General features: G+C 49.5%; 8 protein-coding genes and 3 pseudogenes. 8 read left to right on the plus strand and 3 right to left on the minus strand.

Features of this window, described 5'->3' with window-relative positions:
- Positions 1-134: 134 nt before the first annotated feature.
- Positions 135-1151 (plus strand): UDP-glucose 4-epimerase GalE, encoded by a 1017-nt coding sequence (gene galE, locus B5F07_RS17460; protein ID WP_087162487.1) that lies wholly within the window; start codon positions 135-137, stop codon positions 1149-1151.
- Positions 1152-1259: 108 nt separating this feature from the next.
- On the opposite strand, the gene B5F07_RS17465 is transcribed toward galE, so the two are convergent.
- Positions 1260-2003: an Rpn family recombination-promoting nuclease/putative transposase gene (locus tag B5F07_RS17465; RefSeq protein WP_087162488.1), complete on the minus strand. Its 744-nt coding sequence runs from the start codon at positions 2001-2003 to the stop codon at positions 1260-1262.
- A 303-nt stretch (positions 2004-2306) separates the two neighbouring features.
- Here B5F07_RS17465 and B5F07_RS17470 point away from each other — a divergent pair.
- Positions 2307-3026 (plus strand): annotated as a pseudogene (locus B5F07_RS17470) (alpha/beta hydrolase); the annotation flags it as partial.
- Positions 3027-3060: 34 nt separating this feature from the next.
- On the opposite strand, the pseudogene B5F07_RS23735 reads toward B5F07_RS17470, so the two are convergent.
- A pseudogene (locus tag B5F07_RS23735) lies at positions 3061-3168 on the minus strand (hypothetical protein); the annotation flags it as partial.
- Between the two features lie 44 nt (positions 3169-3212).
- On the opposite strand from B5F07_RS23735, the gene B5F07_RS17475 reads away from it, so the two are divergent.
- Both B5F07_RS17475 and B5F07_RS17480 read left to right on the plus strand, forming a co-directional pair.
- A complete protein-coding gene (locus B5F07_RS17475) occupies positions 3213-4862 on the plus strand; it encodes a GH39 family glycosyl hydrolase (RefSeq protein WP_087162490.1) in 1650 nt (549 codons plus the stop codon).
- A 123-nt stretch (positions 4863-4985) separates the two neighbouring features.
- Entirely contained in the window at positions 4986-6461 is a 1476-nt protein-coding gene (locus B5F07_RS17480) for a family 43 glycosylhydrolase (RefSeq protein WP_162613163.1), read from the plus strand.
- Between the two features lie 10 nt (positions 6462-6471).
- Here the strand turns inward: B5F07_RS17480 and B5F07_RS17485 are convergent, their stop codons facing one another.
- Complete coding sequence (locus B5F07_RS17485; RefSeq protein WP_087162492.1) at positions 6472-7554, minus strand: helix-turn-helix domain-containing protein; 1083 nt, start codon at positions 7552-7554, stop codon at positions 6472-6474.
- 212 nt (positions 7555-7766) lie between these two features.
- Between B5F07_RS17485 and B5F07_RS17490 the strand changes: the two genes are divergently transcribed.
- The 4 genes and pseudogenes from B5F07_RS17490 to B5F07_RS17505 form a co-directional block, all read left to right on the plus strand.
- Positions 7767-9284, plus strand: coding sequence for an MFS transporter (locus tag B5F07_RS17490; RefSeq protein WP_087162493.1), 1518 nt, complete (start codon positions 7767-7769; stop codon positions 9282-9284).
- A 13-nt stretch (positions 9285-9297) separates the two neighbouring features.
- Positions 9298-11802 (plus strand): glycoside hydrolase family 2 TIM barrel-domain containing protein, encoded by a 2505-nt coding sequence (locus tag B5F07_RS17495; protein ID WP_087162494.1) that lies wholly within the window; start codon positions 9298-9300, stop codon positions 11800-11802.
- A gap of 36 nt (positions 11803-11838) precedes the next feature.
- Complete coding sequence (locus B5F07_RS17500; RefSeq protein WP_087162495.1) at positions 11839-13422, plus strand: sulfatase-like hydrolase/transferase; 1584 nt, start codon at positions 11839-11841, stop codon at positions 13420-13422.
- Positions 13423-13832: 410 nt separating this feature from the next.
- Positions 13833-14024 (plus strand): annotated as a pseudogene (locus B5F07_RS17505) (hypothetical protein); the annotation flags it as partial.

A 14024-nucleotide genomic window follows, 5' to 3' on the forward strand; every position in this document is an offset into this window, starting at 1 on the left:
CAATATTTGGAATGCTGTGTTATACTGTCAGTGTAGCCGGGGAAACGGCGGACACGTACAGCGTTCGTCCGGAGAGGATTCTCGTTGTCATCCGGCGGGATTTACATTTCAACAGTTGAAGGAGGAAATCAAATATGTCAATTTTAGTAACAGGCGGAGCAGGTTTTATCGGCAGCCATACATGTGTGGAGCTGCTGAACGCGGGATATGACGTAGTTGTTGTAGATAATCTGTATAATTCCTCAGAGAAGGCACTTGACAGGGTAAAGCAGATCACGGGAAAGGATCTGAAATTTTACGAGGCAGACATCCGCAACAAAGACGCACTGAATGATATTTTTGACAAAGAGGATATTGAGTCTGTAATCCATTTTGCAGGACTGAAAGCAGTAGGCGAATCTGTTCAGAAACCGCTTGAGTATTACGAGAACAATATCGGCGGAACGATCACACTCTGCGATGTTATGAGAAACCACGGCGTGAAGGACATTATCTTCAGTTCCTCTGCGACAGTTTACGGGGATCCGGCGTTTATCCCGATTACAGAGGAGTGCCCGAAGGGAACCTGTACGAACCCGTACGGATGGACGAAGTGGATGCTGGAGCAGATCCTGACAGACCTGCACACGGCAGATCCGGAGTGGAATGTGGTGCTGCTCCGTTATTTCAATCCGATCGGAGCACATAAGAGCGGACTTATCGGAGAGGATCCCAAGGGAATCCCGAATAACCTGATCCCCTATATCACACAGGTTGCCATCGGCAAGCTGAAATGTCTGGGAGTATTCGGAAATGACTATGATACTCCGGACGGAACAGGCGTGCGCGATTACATCCATGTCGTTGACCTTGCCATCGGCCATGTGCGCGCGGTGGAGAAACTGAAAGAAAAAGCGGGCGTTTCCGTATACAACCTTGGAACCGGAAACGGATACTCCGTGCTTGACATGGTGAAGGCGTTCAGCAAGGCATGCGGAAAAGAGATCCCATACGAGATCAAGCCCCGCCGCGCAGGCGATATCGCAACATGCTACTGCGATGCCACAAAGGCGAAGAACGAGCTGCACTGGGTAGCGGAGCGCGGCCTGGAAGAGATGTGCGAGGATTCCTGGAGATGGCAGAGCCAGAATCCGAATGGATATGAAGGATAAAAAGAATAAGCAGCAGAATCAAATAACAGGAAAGCCCTGCAGGCGTGTGAACTGCAGGGCTTTCCTGTCGAAATGGGGTAAATAAGTGTGGGGCGCCAACGAAAAACGCTATCCTTCGTTTTCCGATTTTTCCGACAACCAATCCTGAACGAGCTGTACGCTTACGTTTGCTGCTTCAGCAATTTTGTCAGCAGACAGCCCCATGCCGGCAAGGGAGATAGACATCTCTTTCGCTTTTTTTATTTCACCTTCCCGGATACCATCTCTTTTACCTTCCTGAATACCATCCTGAATCATTTCCTGGATTCCCTGGCACATATCGAACCCTCCTTCCGGTGTCTGATATTTTGATGTTCTGATTTTCTGCAGTTCCGGCGAATGTGTTAATTCGTCCAGTGCATTCAGCGCTGTTTCGGATACATTGCGGAAATACTTCTGGTTACTGTCAATAAATGTTTTCAGTTTTTCTTTATTTCTGGCATATTTTTTGAAACCAAATACAGTCCTCAGTTCACTGGTGTATCCCAGGATCTCTTCATCTGTCATACGGCACACATCCAGAAAATTCATGTCCATTTGCACCGTGTGTGATGTCCCTGCCTCTCCTGCAAAAAGATCCGACAGTTTCAACGGACCGTCCCAGGGCTTTTCGCCCCAGTAGACGACAAGCGTCACGCAGCGGACAATCCGGTCTGTTTTCAGAAAACGTCCCAGATATTCTCCAGGGGTAACATTTTCTGGTTTATGCATATGGCCTTCGGAATCTCGCCATTCCGCCTCATGCCGGTCTCTTATGATCCGCATCTGGCGGGCATAATTGACGAAATCGATTTCCAGAACACGGAAGGGCATGGAATAATCAATTTCTGACTGGTTTTCTACCTTTTTTTCATTCTAGCATCCGTTTCGGGACATTGCAATATTCTGTTCTTTCTGTTCTGTTTCATGAGAGAAAAAATTCAGGACTCCTGTTTCATCATTATCAGGCGTTTATGTAGCAGGGAAATGTCCTTTCCCTGCCGATTCAGTTAAAATAAAACACAGGATAGGAAAACTGAGGAGAAAAATATGTACAGTACAGATCAGGTAAGGAATAACAGAGAAAAATTAAAGAAGCAGGACGCCTGGGCGCAGAGTGTTGCCAAAAAGGAGTTTATGAAAAATGTTGTGGTTGAAGAAAGACGCTACGGTCCGGAAGAAAGAGAGCGGCTGGATCTGATTTATCCCAAAAAGCGGGGGACAGGCAGGATGCCGGTGCTGTTCTACATCCATGGAGGCGGCTGGATTGCCGGACGGAAAGAAGCCAGGAGAATTTACTGCGGAAAATTTGCGGAGAGCGGATATTTTGTGGTGAATATCGAATATACACTGGCTCCGGAAGCAAAATTTCCGACAGCAGTCCGCGAATGTGTGAACGCGGCAGATTATATACTGGACCATGCGGAGGAGTACGGTATTGATCCGGACCGTATCGCGGTAGGCGGAGAATCGGCAGGGGGATATTATGCGGCGTTTCTGACTGCGATTGCAAAGAATAAAAATATTTTACAGGAGATCGGTCTGGAACCGATGCGCCATACCGAATTTGACGTAAAAGCATGTATGCTCAACTGTGCGGCTGTTTCTTTTCGGGAGATGATCCGGAGCGGATTTCCGGACGCCGGACTGATGGTATGGGCGTATACGGGATTTACGCCGGATGAAATCACGCGGAGAGAGAGCGAAGAAGCGTTGGTTAAAATTGAGCCCATAACTTATATGGATCAAAATTTCCCGCCCACGCTTCTGATCTACGGAAGTCTGGATTCTCTCCGTACCAACACGTTTCTTCTGGATCAGAAGATGACGGAACTTGGAATACCTCACAGACTTTACAAAAGCACCGGTATATTTTACGGGCAGCACACGACGACGATGATACTGAAAAGCAGAAGAGCGTTTCAGGTGTATGACGATGTGGACGGGTTTTTGAAGGAGCACCTGCAAGTGGGGGCACTCTGATGCAAATGAACCGCACGTCAGCGAAGGAAAAGCAATAAATAAAAACAGGAGGACAAGACCATGAAACTGACAATTACAAAGAACATGAAAACCGAACCATTAAACCGTCACTGGCAGTTCTGCGTGGGGAGCGGGCATGCTTCCATGGCTCTGCGGGCGGACTATCTGGAGCAGCTTAAGAAGGTACACGGGGAGCTTGGAATTGAAAGAGTCCGTTTCCACGGTATTTTTCACGATGATATGCAAGTGTACATGAATCTGGCGGACATGATGCCGCTTCCCGGCGCGGAGAGATTTTCCACGGTGTCTTTCCGGAAGATCGGCATGGTTTATGAAAATCTTCTGGCATGTGGAGTGAAGCCTTTCGTAGAGCTGTCCTTTATGCCGAAACATCTGGGAAAGTTGGATGCGCAGACATCCCTGTACTATGGAGGATGTATTGCTCCGCCGAAGGATGATGAGACATGGAAAGAATGGATCCAGTCGTTTGTGAAGTATCTGATCGGGCGTTTCGGTGCCGAAGAGGTGGAGAGCTGGCCTTTCGAAGTGTGGAACGAGCCGGATGTCTTTGTGTTCTGGGCGGGAACGAAGGAAGAGTATTATCACATGTATGAGGTGACGGCAAGGGCGGTCAAAGAGATCGATCCGAAGATTCAGGTGGGAGGTCCTGCGGCTTCCGGAAGTAAATGGGTCGGAAGTTTTCTGAAATACTGCCGGGAGCATGACGTGCCTGTAGATTTCATCTCGGTACACCAGTATGCAGGAGATCCCATTGGCGGAGTTGAAGCGTCGGAGAGTCTGGAGGAGGAACGGGACCCGTCGGAAGTGACGGCGGACCTATCCGTGATGGCACAGATCTTCAGCAAAGCGGAAGGCGGCAGTTTCCTGGAAGGGCTCAGAATGATAATGCCGGACAAGTCAGAGCTGACTGATGTGCCGGGAGATGCTTTCCGGAAAAATGCAGCGATTGTGAAGAAACAGGCAGACGGACTTCCGGTTTACTATACCGAATGGAACGAGAATGCGATCTTTTCCTCCTATACGAACGACACGCGCAAGCCTGCGGCTTATATTGTGAAGGCGGCGCTTGACACGGAAAAACTGGTAACAGGTTCTTCCGTCTGGTGCTTTTCCGATATTTTTGAGGAGTGTTCCGAGATTCACGAGGAATTCCACGGCGGGTTTGGCCTGCTGACGCACAGCGGAATACCGAAACCGGCTTATCAGGCGATGAAACTGCTCGCAGAGCTTGGAAACAATCGAATCGTTCTCGGAGAAGCGGAAGAAAACGGAAGCGCGGAGCCGGGCGATGAAAGCATACAGAATATTCAGCGCAAGGCGGAAAATGGTATCGAAGTCGCTGCCTTTGTGGATGCCCCCGAACAACCGGGGAAAATTCAGATTCTTCTCTACCGTCAGAAGATGAAGAATCTGCCTCTGCCAAAAGAGAGCGTGACCGTGGAAATCGAACTGGACAGGCGTCCCCGGGACATTTTTCTGGAACGAATTGATGAGGATCACTGCAATCCGCTGCGGCTCTGGGAGGAGATGGGTTCGCCCCAGGAGTTAAACCGGACACAGAAAGCAGAGATGCTTGAAAAGTCAGCGCTTAAGAAAGAAAAGGCGGAATATGTGTACGAGAACGGGAAACTTACGCTGACTGCCGAACTTGGCACAAACGATGTATGGATGTACACGATTATCTGCTGATATCTCGGAAATTTGTTGATATCACGATAATCTTCTGAAATTACGATTCGATATGGGAAAAGGAAACGACGGATCGGGATAAAAGAATCTGAACAAAAATAGATGAGAAAGGAAGAAAAAACGATGAAAAACCAACTTGGAATGAATCCTTATCTTCCGGGAACAGAGTATGTCCCGGACGGGGAACCACACATTTTCGGAGACCGGCTGTATGTGTACGGCTCCCATGACCGCTTTAACGGCAGCGGATACTGTCAGGAGCCATATGTCTGCTGGTCGGCACCGACGGATGACCTGACGGACTGGAGATATGAGGGGGTGATCCTGGAGAAGGGTCAGGACCCTCTGGATCCGGATGGAGATAAAAATTATTATGCGCCGGACGCCGTGCAGGGACCGGACGGAAGATATTATCTGTATTATTCTATCGAGGAGAGCAGCGTGATTTCTGTCGCCGTGTGCGATACACCGGCGGGAGCATATCATTTTCTCGGACATGTGTCGGATAAAGAGGGGAGGATGCTGGGAATGCGGGAGAATGATCCCTCCCAGTTTGACCCGGCAGTTCTGGCAGATGATGACGGAAAAGTATACCTGTATTCCGGCAACTGTCTTCCGGTGCCGGGACTGGATCCGGGAAACAGAAAGGGTTCCTTTGTCTGTGAACTGGAGCCGGATATGGTGACGATGAAGACGGAACAGAAGCTGCTCACATCAGGCGGAGAGAACTGCTTCGCGGAGAACCCTTTTTTTGAGGCCTCCTCCATCCGGAAATTTAACGGGAAATATTATTTCATTTATTCGCCCCTGCCGAACGTACATAATCTCTGCTATGCAGTCAGCGATTATCCGGACCGGGATTTCCGTTATCAGGGCGTTCTGGTGTCGAATGCGGATATCTTTGACGGACAGGAAGAAACTTACGCTCTGACCTACTGGGGAAACAATCACGGCAGCCTTGTGGAAGTGAACGGGGAATATTATGTTTTCTACCACAGACATACGAATAAATCCGGATGGAACCGGCAGGGGTGCGCGGAAAAGATCCGCATGAACACGGACGGAACGTTCCGGCAGGCAGAGCTGACGTCAGGCGGTTTAAGAGGCGTGCTTCCGGCAAAAGCGACTTACAGCTGCAATGCGGCATGCCACCTGCGCAAAAAGAATATGGCGCCTTATGCGCCGTTTCAGTTTACGGCATTTGACGAAAACGACCCATACCTGACACAGGAAGAGGGTACGGTCAACCAGTATATCGCCAATTTCCGTGATGGTTCCCGGACGGATTACCGCTATTTTTCCTTTGACGGGACAGAGAACACTGTCCGCTTTACCTGCCGCGGAGACGGGAAGGGTGAGCTGGTGCTCTGTGACCTGAAAGAAAACAGAGAATTTGCCCGGATTGAGGTCACCCCCACAGAAAAATGGAGTGAATTTTCCGGGGAGATTACAGGAATGACCCGGGATAAAATCACAGGCGGGACTCCGAATGAGGCTCCAGGCGCCGGAGGGCAGTTAAAAGGGATTGTTTCTCTTGGCGTGACCTACCGGGGAACCGGCGCGGTGGATCTTCTGGATTTCACATTTGAGATGGCGTGACGGAATCCCTTTATCCCTGATGTTCTTTTCTCCAGGCGGATGGAGTGACGCCGTTTCGCAGCTTGAAGACTTTGCTTAAGTGCGAAGCGGCGGTAAATCCGCACAGATAGGCAATATTTTCCAGTGTAAAATCCGTGTCGGCAAGGTACTGCTGTGCCATGTCGAGGCGGATGTTCATGAGCAGGGTGTTGAATGTGTCCCCTGTCTTCTCTTTGATAATTCTGCACACATACTGTTTGCTGAAATGAATATTTTCCGCAGCAGAGGTAAGGTCTGCAGTGCGGTAATTCTGTTTCAGATAATCCAATATTTCCTGATACTGCCGGTCAGTCCGGCTCACCTTTACAGAAGAATCGATCTGCACATGAGGATCCCGGAGCATCATGGCAAAGAGCAGGGAGAGATAGTTCTTCATTACGCTGTTGCTGTATTTGTCCCGGTTCACATACTCGGCAAAGAGCGTCAGCACAAGATTGCGCAGGTGCTCCTGGTTTGAGGTGTGGACGGCAAGGTAGGTCATGGCGTGTCCGCTTTCCAGTGTCTTTGTGATAAATGCAGTGATGGCGGCATCCTCCAGAAAAATGGACTTATATTCGGCGGACACATAGGAGTGTCGCAGGTTCAGACAGACACAGATACTCTCCGGTTCTGTGAAAAGCGCATAGTAAACTTCCGGGGGAACGATGTAAAAATCGCCGGGATTTAACGAGAATGATTCTGTGTCAAGCTCCAGACTGCCGGAACCTTCCATAAGGTAGATCACAGTATAATAATTGCATTTGTGCCGGATCGGGTTGGGAAAATTAAACTGCTTTGCCACGGAAAAATCATATCCGGTCAGGATGTTGGCAGAATCCGTAATCTCCTCCAGATCGGTGACATATTTGGGAATGACCATATCGGGAGTAAATGAGTAGGGAAAATAAAACCGTGCCAGGTTATGGCTGCGGATCACATAGTTGTCAAAATATTCGATGTAGGTCTCGTATTTCACAAAATTTTTCGGCTCTCTGGAATACTCCATATAAGAGATTTCCAGACTGTTCAGGTTCTGGAGGATGTGATAGATCTGCATTTCATCTGTGATTTTCATTGGTATACCCCGCTTTCCGAGATGATATAACCAGTATAATCACTGGCTTCGGAAAAAGCAAGTTTGTTTCATGAGGTATAAGAAGTAAATCTGTTTCATGAGAGATAAATTTTATGAAAAAGATTCACAGACTGCCGAAAGGAATGTATACCGTTGATTTTCAGAATCCGGCGGAAAATATAAAATAAATGTAAATAAAGGAGGTACAGGAAATGAGTACACAGACAAAAAGATTAAACATTGCCGATGAAAAATTTTCCGGCAAAAAAGCGCTGGGATTTTCCCTGGTCAGGCTGGGAAATATTCTGGCGGGACTGATGATCGGGGAGATTACCTACTTTGCAACGAACAGCCTGGCGCTGACCGCTGCAGCGATTTCGGCAGGCGTGGCATTTAAGACGGCGCTGGACGCGGTGACGGACCTGATCATGGGAACCATCGTTGACCGGACCCACACGAAATACGGAAAGGCAAGACCCTACATTCTTGCAGGTATCCTGATGTGGATTACCCTGGTGGCATGTTTCGCCATACCGACAGGCTGGTTTGACGGACTGGATGCGAATCAGAGAAATCTGTGGATGGTAATTTACCTGACAGTATTCAGCGCACTTCACAGTGCGGTATTTTCCACCATGGTAAATATCGCTTATGAGACTCATATCAAACGCGCCATTGTAAAGGAAGAGAACCGAATTAAAACACTGACGATTATCGGCGTGATCTACGCGGTGGGATCACTGGTGCTTCAGATAGCACTTCCGGCAATCATTAATATTTTTCAGGGCTCCCAGACAGGATTTATTCTGATGTCACTTGTGACAGCAGTCTTTGGAATTGTCGCATGTATCGTCTGCTTCTTCCTCTGTCCGGAATATACTGAGGAAGAACTGGCAGCTTTCGGCGGATATGATGTGGAGGAGGCACAGAAGAAGGTGCCGGTGGGAGAGTTCTTAAAGGACGTATTAAAGAACAAATACCTGGTGATGTATACATGCATTAACTTCCTCTACATGATTATCCTGATGAGTTCCTTTACCACGGGACAGTACTATTTCCAGTATGTATTCGGAAATCTGGGGACATTTTCCATTGTAATGGCGATGTCGGCGATCCTGCTTCCTCTTTACGCCTTCATCCCGAAGCTGTGCAGGAAATTCGGCGTGGCTGCGGTGATCCGTTTCACCATGATTATCGCAGTAATCGGTGTGATCATCCGTCTTCTCGTGCCGGGACTTCTTCCGACCCAGTGCATCGGATACCTCTGCGTGAGCCTTCCCAATATCTTCGTGGCATGTGTGGGCTCCCAGATCAACTTTGAACTGATGGAGTACGGACGTTATAAAACAGGCGTGATTGCAGAAGGAATGTATTCCGCATTTGTCAGCTTTGCCCAGAAGATGGCGACGAGCCTGAGCAGCCTTCTGATCGGAGTGATCCTTTCGGTCAGCGGATTCGATGCTTTGACGGCAGCAGTGGTAAATAATGACTTCACAAGCTGGGAAGAGCTGGCCGCTCTTGGAACAAAAGGATTCGAACAGTATGTGGAAGGCGGGGCGCAGACCGTGTCCGATGCGCTTGCAGGCATCAACTTTGCATACAACTGGATGCCGCTGATCTTCCTGGTGATCTGTATCATCCTGTTTGGTTTCTTCCATCTGGAGAGAGATCTTAAGAAACTCCGTGTGGAGAACGGGCTCAATGAAGATGGAAGCTTGAAGGAGCAGTAAGGAGTGTCAATATATGATTTGCAGAAAATGGAATCAGAACTGGCTTTTCCATAATGACATACATAATACGGGGGAGATTACGGTAAATCTCCCCCATGATGCGATGCAGACGGAAAAGCGTCTCCCGGGGATGAAAAACGGCGCGGCAGCAGGTTTTTTCCCGGGAGGAAGATATGTATATAAAAAGAAACTTTTCGGGGAAGAGGAATACCGGGGAAAGACGGTACTCCTGGAATTTGAAGGGATCTATATGAAATCTTCCGTCTATTTAAACGGAGAGAAGATCGGAGGCTGGATCTACGGGTATACGGGATTCTACGTGGATCTGACAGACCGCCTGAAAATCGGAGAAGACAACGAGATCCTCGTGGTGGCGGACAATTCCCAGACCCCGAACAGCCGTTGGTATACGGGAAGCGGGATTTACCGGAATGTAAATCTGATCGTGGGCGACAGGAGGCATATTCTGCCGGACGGGATCTCTGTGCGGACAGTTTCTGTCGGCGCCGGTTCAGCCCCGGCGGTGATCGAGGTGGCAGTGAAAGTTTCAAGAGAGGCGGAAGAATGCCAGGTTGAGATAGAGGTTTACGAAGCCGGGAAAGCGGATGATGCCGGTAAAGCGAATCAGCGGGAAGCAAATCAGCGGGAAGCAGATCAAAGGAAAGACAAACAGGGGAAAGAAAGTGACAGTGACCGGAAACTTGCAGCCTCCGGAACCGGAAATCCCTGCCGCATCGAAGTGCCCCGGGCAAAGCTGTGGGACGCGGAACATCCGAATCTCTATACAGTGAAAGTGAACCTGAAAAAAGATGGAGAAATCTGCGACACTCAGGAGATCGTCACTGGAATCCGAACTCTTTCGTGGAGCGCAGCGGGCGGTCTGCAGGTAAATGGAAAAACGGTGAAATTAAGGGGCGGCTGTATTCATCACGACAACGGGATTCTGGGGGCATGTGCGTTTGACAAAGCAGAATACCGGAAGATCCGGCTGTTGAAAGAAGCCGGATTCAACGCCATCCGATCCGCTCACAACCCGTGCAGCAAGGCTCTTCTGGCAGCCTGCGACCGGTTGGGCATGTATGTCATGGATGAGACCTTTGACCAGTGGCAGATGCAGAAGACAGATTATGACTACGGTCTGTACTTTGACGAGGAATGGCAGAAGGATCTGGAAGCCATGATCCGCAAGGACCGGAACCATCCCTCCGTTGTGATATATTCCATTGGAAATGAGATTGCAGATACCGGAAAGGAAAGCGGAGCGAAAATCAGCAGAATGCTCACCGAATACTGCCATGAAATGGACGGCAGCCGTCCGGTTACAAACGGCATTAACCCGGTAGTTTCCACCATGGGCGGGGCGCTGAACAACGGGAAGACGACGAAGGATGATGTGGTGGATCCCTACCAGGAGACGAAGAACGCCCAGGCCACCGCAAGCCTTCTTGCAAATATGATCGCCACGGCGGCGCCGTTTATCTCCAAGATGATGGGAAAACCGAAAAAGGTGGAGAAGCTGTTAAAGCCATGCTTCGATGAGATCGATATTGTGGGATACAACTATGCGGATCACTGTTATGAGCCCCATCATGAATATGATCCGAAACGGATTATGGTTGGATCAGAGACCTATCCGCAAAGTGTCGCCATGCGCTGGCCTCTGATCGAAAAACGACCTTATATTATCGGAGATTTTATGTGGACCGCCATGGATTACCTGGGGGAGGCGGGAATCGGCGTTCCCCTTTACGGAACAACACGTGGCGGATTCAACCGTCCTTATCCCTGTGTCAGCGGCGGCTGCGGCGTGCTTGATCTGATCGGTTACCGGGAGGCGGAAAGCTACCAGGCGGCAGCGGCCTGGGGACAGTACCATAAGCCTTACATTGGCGTCCGTCCGGTGAACCACTCCGGAGAAAAGTATTTCTTCGGCACATGGCGGGGAACAGACGCTGTGTCAAGCTGGACATGGCCGGGCTGTGAGGGCAGGAATGCCGAGATTGAAGTGTACAGCGAAGGAGCTCAGGTGGAGCTGTTCCAGGACGGCAGATCTCTGGGGAAAAAGCCTCTGGAATTCTCCTGCGCCAGATTTGAGACAACCTACAGACCGGGAACTCTGAAAGCGGTAAGCTATGATAAGAACGGCGCAGTTCTGGGAGAAGAAGAGCTGAAGACGGCAGGAGAGAAGACGGTGCTCACCGTAAAACCGGAGGAGTCCGCCCTGAAAGCAGACGGAGACGACATGACTTTTGTGGCAGTGGAGCTGACCGATGAGGAGGGGATTATAAAAATGCTCTCCGACAGGAAAGTTACAGTCCATGTGACAGGAGCCGGAACACTCGCTGCAGTCGGCAGCGGGCAGCCCGTGACAGAAGAGCCTTTTACCGGAAACAGCTATACGACCTGGAAGGGAAGAATAGGATTCTATGTTAGAAGCACCGGAGAAACCGGGACGGCTGAGGTTACTGTGGAGGCGGATGGGGTGGAACCGGTGAGGATGTCCCTGGAGTTTGCGTAGAGATTATTTACAGAAAACGGTGAGGTGAGAACAGATATGGAAAAGAAGAGAAAAAAGAATGTTGTTATGATCATGACCGACGACCAGGGCTACTGGTCGCTGGGATGTGCGGGAAATAAGGACGCGCACACCCCGAACATTGACAGGTTGGCGGCAGAAGGAATGCGCTTTGAAAATTTCTTCTGTGTATCGCCGGTGTGCTCCCCGGCACGGGCCTCCATATTTACGGGAAATATCCCTTCCGCCCACGGAATCACGGACTGGCTGGACGGCGGGGATCTGGATGCACGGAAGTATGAAGTGACGAACACGCCCGCATACGCGTCGGAGCGGGAAGCCATCAATTATCTGGAGGGACAGATGACATTTACCGATCTGCTCCGGGAAAACGGCTATACCTGCGCCCTTGCGGGAAAATGGCATCTGGGCAACAGTGTGGAGCCGCAGCACGGATTTACCCGGTGGTTTACGGTCCCTCTGGGGCATTCCCCGTATATAGATCCGCCGCTCATCGAGAACGGGGAAGTCTATCAGGGAAAGGGATTTATTACAGACATTATCACGGACAAGAGCATCGAGTATATCCGGGAACTGGGCGTACAGTCCAAGGAAAATGACGCGCCTTTTTATATCTCGGTCCACTACACGGCGCCCCATAGTCCGTGGGGAAAGAAGACTCAGCCGCCGGAATGGTACGAGTACTATAAGGACTGCAATTTTGATTCGGTTCCTTTTGAACCCATGCATGAAAATGCGATCTTTACCTGCGAGTCCCCCTATTTTGCCTTTGGGGCGGAAGCGACGGAAGTGGAGCCTCTGCGCAGGGAGCTGCTAAGCGGATATTTCGGGGCGATCGCGGCCATGGACCGGGGCGTCGGACGGATTCTGGAAGAGCTAAAGAGTCAGGGGCTTCTGGAAGACACCATCGTAGTATTTACCTCCGACAACGGCATGAACACCGGACATCACGGAATATGGGGCAAAGGAAACGGCACCTATCCCCAGAATATGTACGACACTTCGGTAAAGATCCCCTTCATCCTCTACGATGCAGACCAGAAACGAAACGGCTGCGTCATGGACGGCATGTACAGCCACTATGATTTCATGCCGACCCTGGTGGAACTTCTCGGACTGAAGCTGACGGAAGAGGAAAAAAAGCGTCTTGCTGCACTTCCGGGAAGAAGCTTTGTAAAGGAGATCCGGGAAGGCGAGACCGATGAGGACAGAGCAGTCATCATTTACAGCGAATACGGACCCGTCCGCATGATCCGCACGAAGAAATGGAAGTATATCCATTGCTATCCCCATGGAAAGAATGAGTTATATGATCTGGAAAATGATCCGGACGAAAAAATCAATCTGATCGATGTCCCAGAGTACCAGGAGAGAGCACATCGTATGAAATGGCAGATGGACAGCTGGTTTGTCCGCTACGTCGATCCGCGTAAAGACGCCACAAAGGACGATAACACCGGAAACGGTCAGATCTGTAAGAATGGGCTGGATTCTGAGGGACGGAAATGCTTTACGAATATGCCCAGTATCGGGGTGCCGTACATGGAGGCGATTGATCTGATGAAACAGCAGCTGGCGAGGTATATAAAGCCAGAGGAATGATAATACTGTTTTTGTCTGTATTATAAATGAAAAGAAGAGAATTCCATAGAAATTCAAGGCTATGAAGTCTGAATTTAAGAGATTCTCTTCTTTTTCTTGTTTCAGTAATTTGCATAATCAGAACAGTTTAGAAAAAGTTTATTTGACCACTCCTTTTGCGTATGGTATTCTTATTTCACTGATATCCGCGGCACTCTATCCGCAGTAATCACTTTAGCTTTATGGCTTCTCATTTTCGGAGCTTCCGTATCGGAGCATATCCCCGACGATGAACGTAACCCGTCAACACACCACACAGACAAACGGAGGTATTTGTATGACAAACACTTTATCAACTTACTTTCCCTTAATCCGTACAAGGGAAGAGATACTGGAAGAAATCTCTGAAAAGAAGGAGCTCCTTTCCCTGTTTGAAAACTGGAGCCCCGATCAGCAGGAAGAATTTCTCGACTTCTGCTCCGCCATATACCTTTGTTCCGCTTGACATCTTCCTGAAAATTCTGCACAATAATGGTATCAGAAACAAACTGGAGGCATGGCTGGCTTTCCTAAGCTGCGACGAGCCGGAGATGATCCTGAAACTGATTCAGGAATACCCGCAG

The organism is Lachnoclostridium sp. An169, from assembly GCF_002160525.1.
In the GTDB taxonomy this organism is placed as follows: Bacteria; Bacillota; Clostridia; order Lachnospirales; family Lachnospiraceae; genus Mediterraneibacter; species Mediterraneibacter cottocaccae.

Coding starts and splice junctions, on each gene's coding strand:
- galE (WP_087162487.1), top strand. CDS start 135: ATGTCAATTTTAGTAACAGGCGGAGCAGGTTTTATCGGCAGCCATACA.
- B5F07_RS17465 (WP_087162488.1), bottom strand. CDS start 2,003: ATGCCCTTCCGTGTTCTGGAAATCGATTTCGTCAATTATGCCCGCCAG.
- B5F07_RS17475 (WP_087162490.1), top strand. CDS start 3,213: ATGAAACTGACAATTACAAAGAACATGAAAACCGAACCATTAAACCGT.
- B5F07_RS17480 (WP_162613163.1), top strand. CDS start 4,986: ATGAAAAACCAACTTGGAATGAATCCTTATCTTCCGGGAACAGAGTAT.
- B5F07_RS17485 (WP_087162492.1), bottom strand. CDS start 7,554: ATGAAAATCACAGATGAAATGCAGATCTATCACATCCTCCAGAACCTG.
- B5F07_RS17490 (WP_087162493.1), top strand. CDS start 7,767: ATGAGTACACAGACAAAAAGATTAAACATTGCCGATGAAAAATTTTCC.
- B5F07_RS17495 (WP_087162494.1), top strand. CDS start 9,298: ATGATTTGCAGAAAATGGAATCAGAACTGGCTTTTCCATAATGACATA.
- B5F07_RS17500 (WP_087162495.1), top strand. CDS start 11,839: ATGGAAAAGAAGAGAAAAAAGAATGTTGTTATGATCATGACCGACGAC.